The 17,249-nt window shown below is 60.1% G+C and carries 11 protein-coding genes; 9 read left to right on the forward strand and 2 right to left on the reverse strand.

Translation table 11 applies throughout. The annotated features are described in order from the left end of the window. The first annotated feature begins 121 nt into the window (after positions 1-121). From ACFFT4_RS27875 to ACFFT4_RS27885, 3 genes are all read left to right on the forward strand, one after another. The gene (locus ACFFT4_RS27875) at positions 122-1,048 is read left to right on the forward strand and encodes a S66 peptidase family protein (protein WP_378052341.1); all 927 of its coding nucleotides are present in this window, start codon (positions 122-124) and stop codon (positions 1,046-1,048) included. A gap of 89 nt (positions 1,049-1,137) precedes the next feature. Further along, the gene (locus ACFFT4_RS27880) at positions 1,138-1,713 is read left to right on the forward strand and encodes a beta-class carbonic anhydrase (protein WP_378052343.1); all 576 of its coding nucleotides are present in this window, start codon (positions 1,138-1,140) and stop codon (positions 1,711-1,713) included. A 101-nt stretch (positions 1,714-1,814) separates the two neighbouring features. Beyond that, entirely contained in the window at positions 1,815-2,174 is a 360-nt protein-coding gene (locus tag ACFFT4_RS27885; protein ID WP_378052344.1) for a response regulator, read from the forward strand. 55 nt (positions 2,175-2,229) lie between these two features. On the opposite strand, the gene ACFFT4_RS27890 is transcribed toward ACFFT4_RS27885, so the two are convergent. Then, positions 2,230-3,105 carry an AraC family transcriptional regulator gene (locus ACFFT4_RS27890; RefSeq protein WP_378052345.1) on the reverse strand — a complete coding sequence of 292 codons (876 nt, stop codon included), beginning with the start codon at positions 3,103-3,105 and terminating at the stop codon, positions 2,230-2,232. A gap of 124 nt (positions 3,106-3,229) precedes the next feature. Between ACFFT4_RS27890 and ACFFT4_RS27895 the strand changes: the two genes are divergently transcribed. The 6 genes from ACFFT4_RS27895 (at position 3,230) to srtB (ending at position 14,444) form a co-directional block, all read left to right on the forward strand. After that, on the forward strand, positions 3,230-5,905 hold the full coding sequence (locus tag ACFFT4_RS27895; RefSeq protein WP_378052346.1) for a family 78 glycoside hydrolase catalytic domain: 2,676 nt from the start codon (positions 3,230-3,232) through the stop codon (positions 5,903-5,905). A 418-nt stretch (positions 5,906-6,323) separates the two neighbouring features. After that, positions 6,324-7,970, forward strand: a complete 1,647-nt coding sequence (locus tag ACFFT4_RS27900) for a response regulator transcription factor (RefSeq protein ID WP_378052347.1) — start codon at positions 6,324-6,326, stop codon at positions 7,968-7,970. Continuing rightward, entirely contained in the window at positions 7,963-9,771 is a 1,809-nt protein-coding gene (locus tag ACFFT4_RS27905; protein WP_378052348.1) for a cache domain-containing sensor histidine kinase, read from the forward strand. Before ACFFT4_RS27900 ends, ACFFT4_RS27905 begins: the two co-directional genes overlap by 8 nt. A gap of 796 nt (positions 9,772-10,567) precedes the next feature. Continuing rightward, entirely contained in the window at positions 10,568-12,664 is a 2,097-nt protein-coding gene (locus tag ACFFT4_RS27910) for a carbohydrate-binding protein (protein ID WP_378052349.1), read from the forward strand. A gap of 239 nt (positions 12,665-12,903) precedes the next feature. Beyond that, positions 12,904-13,527, forward strand: a complete 624-nt coding sequence (locus ACFFT4_RS27915) for a carbohydrate-binding protein (RefSeq protein ID WP_378052351.1) — start codon at positions 12,904-12,906, stop codon at positions 13,525-13,527. Positions 13,528-13,634: 107 nt separating this feature from the next. Next, positions 13,635-14,444, forward strand: a complete 810-nt coding sequence (gene srtB, locus ACFFT4_RS27920) for a class B sortase (protein WP_378052353.1) — start codon at positions 13,635-13,637, stop codon at positions 14,442-14,444. A gap of 105 nt (positions 14,445-14,549) precedes the next feature. Here the strand turns inward: srtB and ACFFT4_RS27925 are convergent, their stop codons facing one another. Next, positions 14,550-17,201, reverse strand: a complete 2,652-nt coding sequence (locus tag ACFFT4_RS27925) for a glycoside hydrolase family 3 protein (protein WP_378052354.1) — start codon at positions 17,199-17,201, stop codon at positions 14,550-14,552. Between the last annotated feature and the right edge of the window lie 48 nt (positions 17,202-17,249).

Raw genomic sequence — 17,249 nt, forward strand, 5'->3', positions numbered from 1 at the left:
ATCCTTCCATTATAACCCATGGGACGGGTCTCGGCACTGCGAATTTCGCTAGGCTATCCCGGCTCCGCCTTACATACATATAGCAACAGCGGCAATAATCGGGAGGGAGAGAGCGTACGGGATGGCGATTAAACCATTGGCATTGCGGCGGGGAGATACGGTAGGAATTGTCACTCTGGGCAGCCCGCTGGCGTCCGCGACGATCGATGCCCGGATCGTCTACCTGCAGTCTCTTGGCTTGAACGTTGTCGTCGGGCAGGGCGTTTACGACGACGACGGCTTTCTGGCGGGTACCGCCCGCGATCGGGCGGAGGATCTAATGGGCATGTTCGCCGATCCGAACGTGCGGCTGATTCTGCCGTCCCGCGGAGGAGTGGGCGTGGAAGGCATTCTCCCCTACCTGGATTTCGCCTTTATTCGGCGGCACCCGAAAATCGTCAGCGGCTATAGCGACATTACCGTCCTGCTGAACGCGCTGACGCAGTTATCCGGCATCGTAACGCTGCACAGCCTGCTGCTGATCGATTTCAGGCCGGATACTCCTCCTTACGATTTCGAACAGTTTTTCACGGCGACTTCCTCGACGGCGGTGCCGCGGGCGCTGAGCAATCCTCCGGGAGTACCGCTCGTTCCCAGAGTGCCGGGCAACGTCAGCGGACCGGTCGTCGGGGGCAATCTGACGTCTCTGACGGGCACGCTCGGAACGCCTTACGAGATCGACACCCGGGGCAAAATCCTGCTGCTGGAGGAAGTGCACGAGCCCGTCAATACGGTGTTTCGCTACTTGGAGCAGCTGCGCCTCGCCGGAAAGTTCCGGGATTGCAGGGGAATCGTCATGGGCGAGTGCACCGGCTGCCAGAGCGCGTACGGCAAATCCTACGAGGACGTCATAAGCGAGTTTATCGTTCCGTTGGGCAAGCCGCTCGTTACGAACCTGGCATCCGGTCATGGAGCGTACAAAGCTGCCGTTCCGATCGGCGCGTTCGTTAATCTGAACGCGGACGAAGGGACGTTGACCTGGCTGGAGTCGGCGGTAACCTATATTTAGCGTTTTGCATTTTCCGGAAAATCGAATAAACTTAAGAGATCACGCGATTCGCATCTCTTTTTTTTCGTTCATCAGAAAGGGGAAAGTGCATGTCATTTGTCAGCGATATTCTGGATTACAACGAACAATTCGTAGATCAACGCAAGTACGAGAAATATTTGACGGACAAGTTTCCGGAGAAGAAGGTCGCCATTCTGACCTGCATGGACACGCGGCTCGTCGAGCTGCTGCCGAAGGCGCTTAATCTGCGCAACGGAGACGCCAAATTCATTAAGAACGCCGGCGCGGTGCTGACGCAGCCGTTCGGGAGCGCCATGCGAAGCATTCTGATCGCCATCCACGAGATGGGTGCCAAGGAAGTGCTCGTCATCGGGCATCACGGCTGCGGCATGACGCAGCTCGATTCGGGCGCGCTGGTGGAGAAGTTCAAGAAAAACGGCATTTCGGAGGTCGTGCTCGACACGCTGGAAAATTCGGGCATCCGCATGGAACGTTTCCTGAAAGGCTTCGACAAGCCCGAGGACGGCGTCAGACACAGCGTCGGAATGATCCGCAGACATCCCCTCGTGCCGGGCTTCGTGCCGGTTCACGGGTTCCTGATCCATCCGGAGACGGGCAAGCTGGAGTGGCTGATCGACGGCTACGCGGAGGCCGAAGCGAAGTAAACGGGGCGCCGTCGCTTCCGCTTTAACCCCTTGTTCAGAATTTGTTTAGTCCTCCCGAGTATGATAGGAAAAGAGGCTTTACGCTCGGGAGGTTGAAGAAAATGGCTAAAATTATGGTTGTCGACGATGCCGCTTTTTTGCGGGCGATGCTGAAGGATATTTTGGTGAATGCCGGTCACGAGGTCATTACCGAGGCCGCGAACGTTCTCGAGGCGATTGATAAATATAAATCCCTGCGTCCGGACCTGGTGACGATGGACATTACGATGCCCGTCATGGAAGGCGTGCAGGCGGTGAAGGAAATCCGCAAGATCGATCCGTCCGCGAATATCGTCATGTGCTCCGCGATGGGCCAGAAGAACTTGATCATCGAAGCGATCCAGAGCGGGGCCAAAGATTTTATCGTCAAGCCCTTCCAGTCGAATCGGGTTCTCGAGGCGATCTCGAAGGCAATCAGTTAAGGCGTACGGATGGAACTGTCCCGCAAGCGACTTGGGGACGGTTCTTTTTTTTGTCTCAGAGGGTGGACGAGGTTTTCGTTTTGCGATACTCGCTCGGCGTCATGCCGGCGATTCGCCTGAACACGGACAGGAAGGACGCCTGATCGCGGTAGCCGACCGTCTCGGCGATCGCGGCGATTTTCCAGGTCGTCGTCCGCAGCAGCTGGCAGCTTTTCCGAATTCGGAGCGCTTGCAGACACGCCTTGAAGCTTTGCTCGGTATGCCGTTGGAACAGACGCTGCAGGTGGCGTTCGCTCCAGCGGCTTATTTGCGCGAGATGGGCCAGGGACAGCTCCTTGTCCAGGTTCTGCTCCATGTAGGACAGCAGGTGATCGAAATGCGTGAGCTTGCGCGAGGCGACGGAGGACGAGCTTCCCTTCAGCCGCCCCACGACGATGAGCAGTTGGATAAGAAGCGTGTCCAAATAGACGGAGGAAGCGTCGCGCGGCATGGAAAATTCGCGGTGCATCGCCAGCATCAGCCGCTCGAGCGAGTCGTCCGCGTCGGACAAATAAAAATAAGGCGCGACGCCGTCCCGTAGGTCGGAGATAAACCGCTCCAGCTTCGCATCCGAGACGAAGCCCGCCAATCTTCCGAGCAGCGCGGGCGACAGCACGCAGTTGTAGACGGTCAGCGGGTGCTTGGCCACGTCCGCGGAGGCGGGGCGGAAGACGTGGGGAACGCCGATCGGGATGTGAAAAAGCTGGCCCTTGTGAATCGGATGCACCTGTCCGCCGATATGATGGAAGCCGGTGCCTTCCGCGACGAAGGCGAACTCGATAAAATCGTGGTCGTGCACCGGCGCCTCGAAGTCCTCGGACGCCCGGTTGACGAAAACGTTCCGGTCGTGGAGGAAGAAATATTCGCCCTTTAACGTATGAATCGGATTCACGCGCTCACCGTCCTGAAATGTCCGTAATTCCTGGATAGAATGTCCGTTATACCCCGATACTTTTCTTGGGAACCATTATATCATAGAGGCAATTCGGCAGTAAGAGAGGGGACCTGGTTGATTCATGTTGCAGGTTATCGAATTGCGTTGCGAGTATAAGCGTAATCCGCTCGGTCTGGACGTCAGGCGGCCGCGCATCAGCTGGAAGCTGATCTCGGAGGCAAGAGCGGTCGCGCAGGGCGCCTACGAAATCGAGGTCGCGGCAAGCCCGGATTTCCCGGCGGCGGAATGGAGCTCGGGCAAGGTGGAGTCCGATCGGTCGCTGCACGTTGAACTGGACGGCTTGGAGGTCGTTTCGCGCAAACGCTATCATTACCGCGTTCGGGTATGGAGCGTCGGGGGAGAAGCCTCGGAGTGGTCGGAGCCGGCCTGGTTCGAGACGGGCGTGCTCGACAAGAGCGAATGGACGGCGAAGTGGATCGGCGTGGAGAAGCCGGAGGAGCAGCGGAAGTCGCGGCCCGACACCTACGTGGAGAGAAGTCCGCTGCTGCGCAAAGGCTTCGAGGTCGGCCCGGGCTTGAAGCGGGCGCGGGTGTACGCCACCGCTCTTGGTCTGTACGAGCTGGAGCTGAACGGGGCGCGGGTCGGGGAAGATTATTTTACGCCCGGCTGGACGAGCTACAAGCACCGGATTCAGGTGCAGGCGTACGACGTGACGGCGATGCTGGCGGAAGGCGGGAACGCGCTCGGCGCGATGCTGGGCAACGGCTGGTACAAAGGCCCGCTGGCCTGGAAGGACCACTACTGCCTGTATGGCAACCGCCAGGCGCTGTTCCTGCAGATGCATATCGAATACGAGGACGGCACGGAGCGGACGATCGTCTCCGACGAGAGCTGGCGCACGGCGCCGAGCCAGATTTTGATGTCGGAAATCTATCACGGGGAGACGTACGACGCCAGATTGGAAATTCCCGGCTGGAGCCGATCCGGCTTCGACGACGGGGCATGGGAAGCGGTAGCGGTCATCGAGCAGTCGAACGACGCGCTGATTATGCAGGAGAACGATCCGGTGCGCAAGTTCGAAGAGATCAAGCCGATCGCTTTAATCACGACCCCGCTCGGAGAGACCGTGCTCGATCTCGGGCAAAATATGGTCGGCTGGCTGAAGTTCACGGTGCGGGGCGAAGCCGGCTCCGAGGTCGTCGTGCATCACGCGGAGGTGCTGGACAAGGACGGCAATTTCTATACGACCAACCTTCGGGCGGCCAAGCAGGAAATCCGCTATACGTTAAAGGGCGGGGAAGCGGAGACGTACGAGCCGAGGTTTTCCTTCCAAGGGTTCCGTTACGTTCGGCTGACCGGCTTCCCTGAACCGATCCGGCTGGAGGATTTCACCGGAGTCGTGCTGCACTCCGATATGGCGCCTACGGGAAGTTTTGAATGCTCCGATCCGCTCGTCAATCAGCTGCAGCATAACATCGAATGGGGACTGAAGGGAAATTTCCTCGACGTGCCGACGGACTGTCCGCAGCGCGATGAACGGCTCGGCTGGACGGGCGACGCCCAGATGTTCATTCGCACGGCGGCGTACCTGCGGAACATCGCGCCGTTCTTTACGAAATGGAGCCGGGATCTGGCCGCGGACCAGAGAGAGGACGGCGGCGTTCCGTTCGTCATCCCGAACGTGCTGGACGAGAACTCCCACTCCTCCTCCGCATGGGGAGACGCGGCGGTCATCTGCCCTTGGACGATCTATCTCTGTTACGGGGACAAGAGAATTTTGGAGGAGCAGTACGGGAGCATGACGGCCTGGGTCGAATATATCCGCAAGCAGGGAGAAGACGAATATTTGTGGAATACGGGCTTCCACTTCGGCGACTGGCTGGGGCTCGATTCGAAGCCGGACACGTATGTCGGCGCGACCGACCGCGATTACATCGCCACCGCCTTCTACGCCTACTCGACCTCGCTGCTGCAGAAGACGGCGGAGGTGCTCGGCAAGGACGAGGACGCGGCGAAATACGCCGATCTGTACGAGAAAGTCGTAGCCGCGTTCCACCGGGAGTTCGTCAGCCCGAACGGGCGGCTGACCGTGCCTACCCAGACGGCGCAAGTGCTCGGACTGATGTTCGGCATTCTCGACGAGACCGCCGCGAAGCGGGCGGAGAGCAAGCTGCTGGAGCTGCTGGAGGAGAGCAAGTTCCACCTGACGACGGGGTTTGTCGGCACGCCGTATTTGAACCATGTGCTGACCGACAGCGGCCATAACGACGCGGCTTACAAGCTGCTGTTCCAGCAGGACTATCCGTCCTGGCTGTATCAGGTAACTAAGGGCGCGACGACGATCTGGGAGCACTGGGACGGCATCAAGGAGGACGGCTCGTTCTGGAGCGCGGACATGAACTCGTTTAACCATTACGCCTACGGAGCGATCGGCGACTGGCTGTACCGCCGCGTAGCCGGCATCGACGCCGACGAGCAGGCCGCGGGCTACAAAAAGATTCATATCCGTCCGCAGCCGGGCGACGGGCTGGAGTGGGCGGAAGCGCGGCTGGAGACGATGTACGGAGAGATTCGCAGCTGCTGGAAACGCGCGGACGGGGAGATGAAGCTCGAAGCGACGATTCCGGCGAATACGACGGCGGAAATCCGGCTCCCGAACGCCAAGGCGGAGACGGCGACAGAGAACGGCGCCAAGCTGGAAGCGGCGGCGGGCGTCTCATCCGTCCGGGCGGACGGGGACGGCGTGACGCTGGCGGTCGGCTCCGGAACGTACAGCTTCAGCTGGAAAACGAATTAAAGAGAAGAGAGGCATGCATCTCCTTCGCAGCCGCGGCGCGCGAAGTCCCGTGTTCGGGATGGGCCCGCGGCGGGGGGAGAAGCATGTCTTTTTTGTGTTCCGGGGTCGCGGTTCCTCGTTCGGGGCCGTCCGGAGAAGCGCCAAGATCACACTGAAATGTATAAAATCGTCTCCTTGCCGGCCGGAACGGGCGGGCGTATGATTAAAACACCTCACGACCGGAGCTTTCGCAAGAGACGGGGGGACGGGGCGTCCGCCCTGGGCTCCCCGCCGACCTTGGCGGGGGCGAACAGGCGGGCGAAACCGGGAAAATCGCGGGCGGAGTTTAAGAACGCCCTGCAAAGTTTGCGATTGCCCCCGTGCAAGCTTAAACGACGTTCGGTTATGATGGGAGATAACGACACTCGCTGGCGGGAGGGTGAACGATGTGTTGCGGGCGCTGATCGTAGACGACGAATTCGAGATCAGGGAAGGATTGCGCAAGCGCATTCCATGGCACGACTACGGAGTAGAAGAAATATACGCGGCGGACGACGGGGATTCGGCGCTTGAGCTCGCGCTCAGCCTGAGACCGGATCTGATCGTAACCGATATCAAGATGAGCCGAATGTCCGGGCTGGAATTCCTCGATTCGCTCAGCCGTACCGCGGATCACTGCTGGAAAGCCGTCGTCATCAGCGGATACGACGACTTCGAGCTGGTCAAGCAGGCGATGAAGCTGGGAGCGATCGACTACATTCTCAAGCCGATCAATACGGACGAGCTGGGACGCATCGTAGGCAAGGCGGCCGAGCTCATCGCGCGCGACAAGCGGGAGCGGCACAACCAATCGCAGATGCTCAGCCAGATGCAGCTGGCCGAACCGAAGCTGAGAGAGGAGCTGCTGCGGGAGATTATCGAGCGCGAGTACGATCCTTACCGCGAATCGAGAATTTTGCATCGGCTGCAAACCTTGAAGCTGGAGTGGATGACGCAGCAGCCGCTGCTGCTCATGATCGTCGAGGCCGACGATCTCAAGGCGATCGAGAATCGCCGGACGTTCGTCAACGAGAAGGAGCTGGTGCTGTTCGGGATCGCCAACGTCGTCAACCATACGATCGCGGAGGAGTTTTCCCATCCTTATGCCGTGTTCAGCGATTCCGCTTCCCGCTGCGTCGCCGTTTTTTCCTGCAGGCAGCCCAGTCAGGGCCAGACGGTGCGGTCGCTTGCGCAAACCTGCCTGAGAAGGATCAACCAATATGTTAAAGTCCAGGCCAGCATAGGCGTCAATCCGGCTCCCAAGGAGCTGGCCCACGTTCACGATTTGTTCCTGGAGGCGGGCGAGCTGCTGGAGATGAAAGCCGTCTACGGCGGCAACCGGATATTCGCCGAGCACGGCTGCGACTTCGGAGGAGACCGGGTGGAGCTGTCCCTTGCGGAGACCGGCGAGGTGCTCGATCTCGTCCGGTACGGCTCGGACGAAGATATCGCCGCTTCGCTCGGCGGGTTCGTCGACATGGTCCAGAGCTGGGGGGTCTATCAGCTCAAGGATATTCAGCAGCATATTTTCAAATGGCTGATGGAATTGTTCAGAAAAGCGGCCGCGGCCGGCTGGTCGGAGCGGGGCTGGGAGAGAAACCCGATCTTCATCTGGGAGTATCTGGAGCAGTTCGATCATCTGGAATCGCTGCAGGGGGCCGTTCAGCAGTATTTGCTGGATATGGCCGCGGATTTTCGCCGCCAGGCGGCGTCCCCCAGTCAGATCGTCCTTCAAGCCGAGAAAATTATCGGCAAGCGGTACTCGGACAATCTGAGCCTGCAGGTGGTGGCCGACGAGGTGCACGTCACGCCGGTCTGGCTGAGCAAGCTGTTCAAGAAGGAAAAGAAGATGACGTTTCTCGAATATTTAACCGAAGTGAGAGTGCAGCAAGCGAAGGAGATGCTGGGCGATGTCAAATTCAAAATCTACCAGATCTCCTACGAGGTAGGCTACAAGGACCCGGTTCACTTCACGAAGCTGTTCAAAAAGCACGTCGGCTGCACGCCGAAGGAATTCCGCAGGCAGAGGGGAATCGCCGATGATTAAGGCTTCCTTGAAGCTGGCCTCATCCTTTCGCAACAAAATGATTCTGATCTTTTTCGCGATTACGATCGTTCCTTTTATCGTATTCGCTTATTACGCATACATGAAATCGATCGAAGGCATCCAGAACGCGAACGCCACATTCTCCATGAGCTATCTTCAGCAGGCGAAGGCCAATTTCGAGACGTATCTCACGCAGGTTAACGACCGGATCAACGACTTGATCGGCAACAAATCGCTGCAAGCCTGGCTGGACCGGGAGCCCGAAAGCCAGGAGGAGGAGGAGGCGTTCGCGGTCGACATGCTGGCGCTTGTCTATCAGCACATGCCCCAGGTCGACGCGCTCAGAGTGCGGGTGTACCCGATGAGGCCGTCCCTCTACCCCAATTATATGAATACGATGGGGGTGTCCCCGCAGGTCGAACGGGAGGCCTGGTTTCAAGCGTCGAGCGAGAGCGTCGTGCCCACTTGGCACCTGACGATGCCGGAGCAGGGATTGTACGGCAGGCCGCTGCTCACTTACGTGAAAAGATTTACCGGGCTTAACGACCGCAAACCGAGAGGCCTGGTCGTCACCGATTTGGCCGAGGACCACCTGCGGCGGTTTTTCTCTCCGTCCAGGCGCATGGAAGGACAGAAGTTTCTGATCGTCGGCCAGGACGGCACCGTGCTGTTTGATTCCAACGAGAATGAATGGACGGGCCGGCCGGTCCCCTCCAAGCGGTTCATGGAAATCAGCGAAAAGGCCTCCGAGGGCGCGGAGACGCTGCATATGGACGGGGAAGAAAAGCTGATTACGTACGCGAAGATGAACAGCGAGCCGTGGACGGTCGTCAGCCTGACGCCCTTGCATGCCATGACGCATCCGATCAAAACGATGAACAATCTGCTGATCGTCTTTCTGGCGATCTATTTGATCTGCTCGGTCGGCGTCGTCATCTATATTACGATGAATTTCACGCAGCCGGTCGCCAAGCTGGTCAGGCTGATGCGCAAGCTGGAAAAAGGCGAATTCGACTACAAGGGGCCGACGTCCTCGCGCGAGGACGAAATCGGCTGGCTCTACCGGGGCTTCGAAAGCATGACGCGGAAGATCGAAGCGCTGATCGATCAGACCACCCTTTCGGAGCGGAAAAAGAAAGAGCTGGAGCTCCAGGTTTTAAGTCACCAGATCAATCCGCATTTTCTGTACAATACGTTGGAATCGATCCGCTGGAAGGCGGAAAATCATGGACGAAGCGATATCGGGGAAATGGTGTCGGCGCTGGGCAACCTGCTTCGGCTCAGCCTGAACCAAGGCAAGGATATCACGACGGTCGGCCGCGAGGTCGACCAGGTGAAGGCTTACGTCCAGATCGAGCAGGCGCGCATGGGAATGCCGCTGAGGGTGCTGTATTTCTTCGACGAGGACATGCTCTCGCTTCCGTTCACGAGACTGCTGCTGCAGCCCCTCGTGGAGAACGCGATCCATCACAGCATTCGCGACAACTTCGAGAAAGGCAAGGTTATCCTGTCGGGGTACGTCGAGGAGCGCGACATCGTGATCGAGATCATCGACAACGGCCGGGGAATTCCGGATTCGGTGCTGCGGCAGCTGGACTCCGAAGAGACGGACAGCAAGGCGGGCCGCCGTCAGGGAGTCGGCCTGCGCAACGTCAACGAGAGGCTTAAGCTCTATTTCGGCGCCGGCTACAAGCTGTCGATCGAGACCGGAGCGGGCATGGGCACGAAAATCACGCTTCGCCACCCCGTCCTGGAGAACGAAGAACCCGAGGAAGCCGGCGGCATTCAGAACGCGAACTGAGCGGAGCAGCTATGCGAAAAGGCGGCAGGTGCAACGAACGCCTGCCCCTTTGTTCAAGACACTTCCGCCGGGCCCCCCGATCTTCGACAAAACCTGCCATTGCCCCTCGAAAACCCACCATTCCGCCTGAGATGTTCTAAAAAACCTGCTATCGGCCTCCGAAAACCCGTCATTCCGCCCGAGATGTTCTAGAAAACCTGTTATCGACCCTCGAAAACCTGCCATTCCGTCCGAGATGTTCTAAAAAACCTGCTATCGCCCCACCAAACGCCCACAATTCGTCCGAGATGTTCTAGAAAACCTGCTATCGCCCCGCCAAACGCCCGCAATTCGTCCGAGATGTTCTAGAAAACCTGCTATCGCCCCGCCAAACGCCCACAATTCGTCCGAGATGTTCTAAGAAACCTGCTATCGCCTCGCCAAACGCCCACAATTCGCCCGAGATGCTCGACCAAACCGGTTATCTCCCCCGCGAAAAGGCTCCAAACAGCTCACGATGCTCGACAAAATCGGTTATCTTTCCTCAAAAAGTCCCCGTCTGCTCCCCGCTAGAGGGCCAATAATCGAAAATGAGATAGAAATCCCTATACAAATGTTAAGATTGCCTTATTTTGGAGAATACCTGTCGGGATTACGCTAAAGAAAGATCGCGCAAGAAATTTAATGTAAGCACTTACAAGGCGATCGGAGAGGAGGCCGGACGCGCATTCGTACAAAAGGAGGTGTGATCAGGGGATTTTTCGCTGCAGGAAAAAGGCCAGACGATCCATTTATACAATGAGGAGGGTATTTAAGGATGCGATTACAACGTTTATCGATCGGTTTCCGGCCGTTGGCGCTATTCGCGCTGATCGCCGCCCTGTTGGTCGGGCCGCTGTCGCTCGCGCCTTCGACGGCGTCCGCGGCTTCGGCGTTCACGCAGACTCCCGCTTCGAGCTTCAGCAGCCAATCGGGCATTCAGCTCGAGAATTCGAGCGAAGGCGGCCAGAACGTCGCGTTCGTCGACAACGGCGATTACATCGCCTTTACCGGCATGGATTTCGGAGCGGGAGCGTCGTCCTTCCAGGCGCGGGTAGCCAGCAATGCGACAGGCGGCAGCATCGAGCTGCGTCTGGACGGCCAGAACGGCACGCTGATCGGCACGTGCGCGGTGCCGGGAACGGGCGGCTGGCAGAACTGGACGACGGTTACGTGTCCGGTTAACGGCAATCCAAGCGGCACGCACACGCTGTATCTGAAGTTTACGGGCGGCGCCGGCAATCTGTTTAACGTATTATGGTTCAAATTCGCGGGCGGGCTGTCCGCGTTCACCCGCATCGAAGCGGAAAGCTTCAGCAGTCAGTCGGGCATCCAGGTCGAGGCATCGAGCGAGGGAGGCCAGAACGTCGGATTCATTGACAACGGCGATTACCTTTCGTTCTCCGGAGTCGATTTCGGCAGCGGCGCGGCCTCCTTCCGGGCGCGGGTAGCCAGTAACGCGTCGGGAGGCGGCATCGAGCTGCGTCTGGACGGTCTGAACGGCACGTTGATCGGCACGTGCGCGGTGCCGGGAACGGGCGGCTGGCAGAACTGGACGACGGTTATCTGCCCGGTTAACGGCAATCCAAGCGGCACGCATACGCTATTCCTGAAGTTTACCGGAGGAGCCGGCAATTTGTTCAACCTCAACTGGTTCCAGTTCGACACTGCCGGACCGCAGACGGGCGGGGACGTGGAGGGCAAGCTGTTCGCGGGTTACCAGGGCTGGTTTAACGCCGCGGGAGACGGTTCTCCGAACGGAGGCTGGATTCATTGGTCGAAAAACAGCAGCGCCCCGACGGCCAACGCCAACGTCAACTTCGAGCTGTATCCGGACATCCGCGAATACTCGAAGCTGTATCAGACGAACCTGGCCAACTTCGGCAACGGCACGCAGGCCAAGCTGTTCTCGTCCTACGACCAGGAGACGGTCAACAAGCATTTCGAATGGATGCAAACCTACAACATCGACGGGGCCGCGCTGCAGCGCTTCGGCGCCGACGAGAGCGACGTTCCGAACAACTGGAAAACGAATCGCGACAGCGTCGCGGTCAAGGTGAAGAACGCCGCGGAGACGTATAACCGCAAATTTTACGTCATGTACGACATCACCGGAATGAATGCGAGCAACTGGGTCAACGCGGTCAAGCACGACTGGACGACCAACGTTGTCGGCAATATGCATCTGACCAACTCTTCCGCGTACGCCAGACAGGAGGGTAAAATCGTCGTCTGCATCTGGGGCATCGGCTTCACCGATCGTCCGGGCACGGCGTCCGAGCACGCGAATCTGATCTCCTGGTTCAAAAATCAGGGCGTCTACGTCATCGGAGGCGTGCCGACTTATTGGCGGACGGGGACCAACGATTCGAAAGCCGGCTTTATGAGCGTATACGAATCGCTGGATATGCTGTCGCCCTGGTTCGTCGGCCGATTCGGCCGCAACGGGCTCGCCGACGCCGATCATTTCATGAACAACCAGTGGAGCCCGGACTTCCAATACACGCAGCAGCGCGGCATCGCGTACCAGCCGGTGATCTGGCCGGGGTCTGCATGGTCGAATATGACGGGCGGACCGCGCAACGAGAACCCGCGGCTGCACGGGGACTTCATGTGGCGGCAGGCGTACAATATGAAGACGCTCGGCATCGACACCGGATACGTAGCTATGTTCGACGAGTACGACGAAGGAACGGCCATCGCCAAAATCGCCGAAAACAGCTCGATGATTCCGACCAACCAGTATTTCCTGACGCTGGACGTGGACGGCGTCGCCGTCTCGTCGGACTTCTACCTGCGTCTGACCGGAGACATCAACCGGATGTTCAAGGGCGAGATTCCGGCGACGGTCAATCATCCGACCAGCCATCAATAACCGTACGTTCAGGGGGACGGCTTTCCCGGAGAGGGGGGAGCTCGTCCCTTTTGCTGTCTCCAGGCCGCAAGAAGCCATTCCAATACCGGAAAGTTTAACTTTGCCTCCTATGAGAATCGGCCGGGAAATTATAAGATAGGCTGGAAAATCCAATCCGTCGCGATTGCCGGTCCGGGGACATGTAAGCACTTACAGCGCGGCGCGCCGGGGGAAAACACTATCCAAAGGAGCGTTAATCCATGAAGAAGAGCTTTGCGGTTCTCACTCTGTCCGTCGCGCTGCTGGTCGGCAGCGCCAACCTCGCGTTCGCCGCCGTCGATCCTTACGGCGTCATCGCGCCGAGCGCCAATTCCGAGCTCAACAGCGATTCCGGCACGTTTTCGGACGGCAGCGGCCCCCGGATCGAAGACAACGAGAACAAGAACCTCGGGTACATCGTCGCGGGCAACTACGCCAAATACGCCGAACTCGACTTCGGCGGGGCCGGAGCCGCCAAGGTGAAAATCGAGGTGGCGACTCCGAACGCGGGAGGCTCCGTCGCCTTCGCGATCGACGATCCGAAGGGAGCCCCGTTCGCGACCGTCCAATACGAGCCGACGGGAGACTGGCAGAAGTACCAATGGTTCGAAGCGCCGGTATCCGGGCTGGCGGGAACGCACGACTTGTACGTCGTGTTCACCGACGGCGATATCAACGTTCGCGGCATCCAGTTCGAGCCGGCCGCCGGAGGGGGCGGAGCGGCTCCCGAAGCGAACCCGCAGACGGGAGACGCGGGCGTCCTGCCTTACGCGCTGCTTGCGGCGGCATCGGCCGCGGCGCTGCTGCTGCTGCTGACCGGCAAGAAGCTTGCAAGAAGGACGTAACGCGCCCCGATTTAGCATGATTTGGCTTGGAGAAAGAGTCCCGAAGACGGCTGCCCGCCGGAATCGAGGGGACTCTTTTCTCGGAACGAGGGGGAGCTATGGGAAGGTTGCGCAAGATTTCTATGCGTGAAGCTCTGGCGGCGGTCGCGGCGCTTGCGTTCCTGTTCTCCGTCTGGAAGATCGGAGCGTACGCCTTCGACGGCTACGCGAGCAAGAAAACGTACGGAGAGATTCGAAGCGTCTACTATGGGCCTCCGGAGGAGCTTGCCTATGCGCCCCCGGCGCCGAACGATCCGGTTCCGCATCCGGCTTCCGCGGAGCAACGCGCCGTTAACCCGAAATTCGGGCCGCTGCTCGAACGGAACGGAGACGTCGTCGGATGGGTGCGGATCGCAGGGACGAGGATCGACTACCCCGTCGCGCAGGCGGAGGACAACGAGTATTATTTGCATCGCGGCGTCGACGGGGAGCGCAGTGCGGCCGGCAGCATTTTCATGGATTACCGAAATGACGCCGGAGGAACGAACAGAAACACCGTCCTGTACGGCCACGATATGAAAAACAAAACGATGTTCGCCGATCTGGTCGAATACGAGAGCAGGTGGAATTTCGAGAACAGGACGATCGTCGAGTTCGATACGTTGTACGCCGAAGGGAAATGGGAGATTTTCTCCGCGTACACGACGTCGTCCTCGTTCGACTATATCCGTACGGAGTTCGATTCGGACGAGGATTTCGGACAATTTCTCGATGCGGTCAAAGGCAAGTCTCTGCACGCTTCGGATGTCGAAGTGTCCGCGGAGGATACGATTCTGACGCTGTCGACCTGTTCGTCCGCCTTCGCGGATGCCAGATTCGTCGTGCATGCCAAGCTTCTGCCGCAAGGGGGGGAAGGAGAGGGGGACAACCGGGAATAAGGACGGGCAGCGTCAAGGTCTTGAGAGCGGCGACGGCCGACCGGGGAGCGTTAACAAGAAAGCCGGAAGCGATGAGGGAAGTCGCTTCCGGCTTTTTGACGACGGCTAATCGTTAAGGAAGACCTCGAAGTCGGCGGTCAGCTCGATCCGGTCCGAGCTCGGCCCTGCGAGAACCGTGAACGCCCCCGGCTCGACGACCCACACCATCTCCTTGTTCAGGAGGCGAAGCTCCCGCGGACCGAGCGTGAACGACACCTCGCGTTTCTCGCCCGGCTCCAGACGGATTCTGCGGAACGCCTTCAGCTCCAGATCCGGCACGGCGACCGAGCTGACGACGTCGCGCAGGTACAGCTGCACCACTTCGTCCCCGGCCCGGTCTCCCGTATTCTTCACCTCGACCGTGACGGTCAGCTCGCCGTCCGGGGAGAGGCGCTCCCGGTCGAGGCGGATGCCGGCGTACTCGAACGTCGTGTAGCTGAGCCCGTGGCCGAACGCGTAGAGCGGACGATTGTCGCCTTCCACGTAGTGGATCTGGCCGCCGCGCTTGCGGCTGTAATAGACGGGAATCTGCCCCAGCGAACGGGGGAAGGAGACCGGCAGCCGGCCCGACGGGTTGCAGTCGCCGAACAGGATTTCCGCGATCGCTTCCCCGCCCGCTTCTCCCGGATACCAGGCTTCGAGAATCGCCGGGATGTTCGCGTCCTCCCACGCCATCGTGATCGGCCGTCCGTTCTGCAGAACGAGCACGACCGGGGTGCCGGTGGCGTGCACCGCCTTCAGCAGCTCAAGCTGCCGGCCGGGCAGGTCGAGGGAGGAGCGGTCTACGCCTTCCCCGCACGTTCTTCGCGAATCGCCGAGCGCGACGACGGCGACGTCGGCTTTGCGGGCCGCCTCGCAGGCTTCCTCGATGCCTTCGGCTCCCCGGCTCCAGCCCAGCATGACGGAAGCGCCGCTTGCGTCCTTGCGGTATTCCGCGATCACGTCGTATTCCCGCCCGGCTTTCAGCTCCGCGGGCACGCTCCGGCTCGCGCTCTTGCCTTCGCCCCAGCCGTCGACGAGCAGCTTGCCGTCCAGCCACAGCCGCATGCTGTCCTGGCTGTCCGTGCCGATGTAGCCGGAGAAATCCTGGACCGGCGCGAGCTTGCCCGTCCACCGAACGGAGAAGCGGTGCGAATCGACGCTCTGGTCCGGCTTGGCGATGACCCAGTTGAAGTTGACGTACGGATCGTTCCGCGCCAGGGCGGGCTCGCCGGCCAGATCGGGATTGTTGAAATATTCGCCGAGCAGTCCCGGGCGGCCGCGGCCGTCGATGAAGCTGCCGATCGGAATCGGCTCCAGCTCGTCCTCCAGCACGCCCGCGCCTCTGACGTAATCGACGATCGTGCCGGGAGAGACGAGCTTGCGGATGCCGGCGAGCACCGTCGTCGGCTCGAAGCCTTCGATGTGCGGCGTATAGTCGCCCAAGCGGGCCGTATCGGCGCTCGGCCCGATAACGGCGATCCGCGCGACGTCTTTGCGCAGGGGCAGCAATCCGCCTTCGTTTTTCAGCAGCACCGCGCTTTCCCTTGCCGTCCGGAGCGCGATGTCCGCGTGCAGCGGATGACGGACCGCGCTCTTGTGCAGATTGGCGTCGATGTACGGATGCTCGAACAGGCCGAGCATGAATTTGACTCTCAGCACGCGGGAGACGGCGAGATCGACGACGGACGGCGCGAGCTCTCCGCTCTCTGCCAGGTTAACGATCTCGTTCTGGTACAGCTCGTGGGGAAAATCGTAATACTGCATGTCCGTCCCCGCCTCGAGCGCCTGGCGGATCGCCTCGCGGTCGGACCCGGCCGTCCGGTGCGCGTTCTTCAGCCGGGCGATGGCGCCGAGGTCCGAACGGACGAAGCCCGGCATGTTCCACCGCTCCCTGAGGACGTCCGTCAGCAGGCTGCGGTCCGAAGCGCACGGCACGCCGTCGATCGTATTGTAGGAGCACATGGCGTTGACGGCCCCGCCTTCGATATACGCGGCTTCGAAGACGGGGAGATGCACCGTCTCCAGCTCGCGCATGCCGATCGTGACGGGGGACTGGTTCAGCCCGCTCTCCGGAATGCCGTGGACGGCGAAGTGCTTCGGCTCGGCGACGATGCTGCCGCTCGAAGCCAGATCGTCGCCCTGCAGGCCCTGCACCATGGCGACGGCCATTCGGCTCGCCAGCAGCGTATCCTCGCCGAACGTCTCCTCGACGCGTCCCCAGCGGGGCTCGCGGGCCAGGTCGAGCACGGGGCCGAAGCTCTCGTGAATGCCGAAGCTGCGCGTCTCCGCGGCGATGCCGCGGCCGATCTCGCGCACGAGCTCCGGATTCCACGTCGACGCCATCGCGATCGCGTGCGGGAACACGGTGCAGCCGGGCCGCAGCAGCCCGTGCAGCGCTTCCTCGCTGAACAGGATCGGAATGCCGAGGCGGGTCTGCTCGACGGCGTACTGCTGGAGCTGGTTGTTGATTTTGGCCGTTCCGTACAGGTCGTGAATGCAGCCGATCCCGTCTTCTCCGATGATCTCCATCACTTTGTCCCATTGAATTTTCGCGTCGGCGGCCATGACGGTATCCATGGCCGGGTGTGCCGCGGTCATGAACGAGACGCCGAAATACTGGTCGAGCTGGCGCGCTTTCTCCCTGAGCGTCATGCGGCCGAGCAGGTCGGCGACGCGATCCTCCGTCGGGGCTGCGGCGTCGCGGTATACGGGCGAGGTTGCGGTGTTATCGCTCATTGCGGCTCCTCCTGTTTTCCTGGATTGATTCCAATATAGAAAAAAACC

The organism is Cohnella cellulosilytica (assembly GCF_042431195.1).
Classification (GTDB): Bacteria; Bacillota; Bacilli; order Paenibacillales; family Paenibacillaceae; genus Cohnella; species Cohnella cellulosilytica.

Bases quoted from the DNA above. Each gene is read 5' to 3' on its own strand.
- ACFFT4_RS27910 (WP_378052349.1), top strand. From the start codon at position 10,568: ATGCGATTACAACGTTTATCGATCGGTTTCCGGCCGTTGGCGCTATTC.
- ACFFT4_RS27885 (WP_378052344.1), top strand. From the start codon at position 1,815: ATGGCTAAAATTATGGTTGTCGACGATGCCGCTTTTTTGCGGGCGATG.
- ACFFT4_RS27895 (WP_378052346.1), top strand. From the start codon at position 3,230: ATGTTGCAGGTTATCGAATTGCGTTGCGAGTATAAGCGTAATCCGCTC.
- ACFFT4_RS27880 (WP_378052343.1), top strand. From the start codon at position 1,138: ATGTCATTTGTCAGCGATATTCTGGATTACAACGAACAATTCGTAGAT.
- ACFFT4_RS27905 (WP_378052348.1), top strand. From the start codon at position 7,963: ATGATTAAGGCTTCCTTGAAGCTGGCCTCATCCTTTCGCAACAAAATG.
- ACFFT4_RS27925 (WP_378052354.1), bottom strand. From the start codon at position 17,201: ATGAGCGATAACACCGCAACCTCGCCCGTATACCGCGACGCCGCAGCC.
- ACFFT4_RS27875 (WP_378052341.1), top strand. From the start codon at position 122: ATGGCGATTAAACCATTGGCATTGCGGCGGGGAGATACGGTAGGAATT.
- ACFFT4_RS27915 (WP_378052351.1), top strand. From the start codon at position 12,904: ATGAAGAAGAGCTTTGCGGTTCTCACTCTGTCCGTCGCGCTGCTGGTC.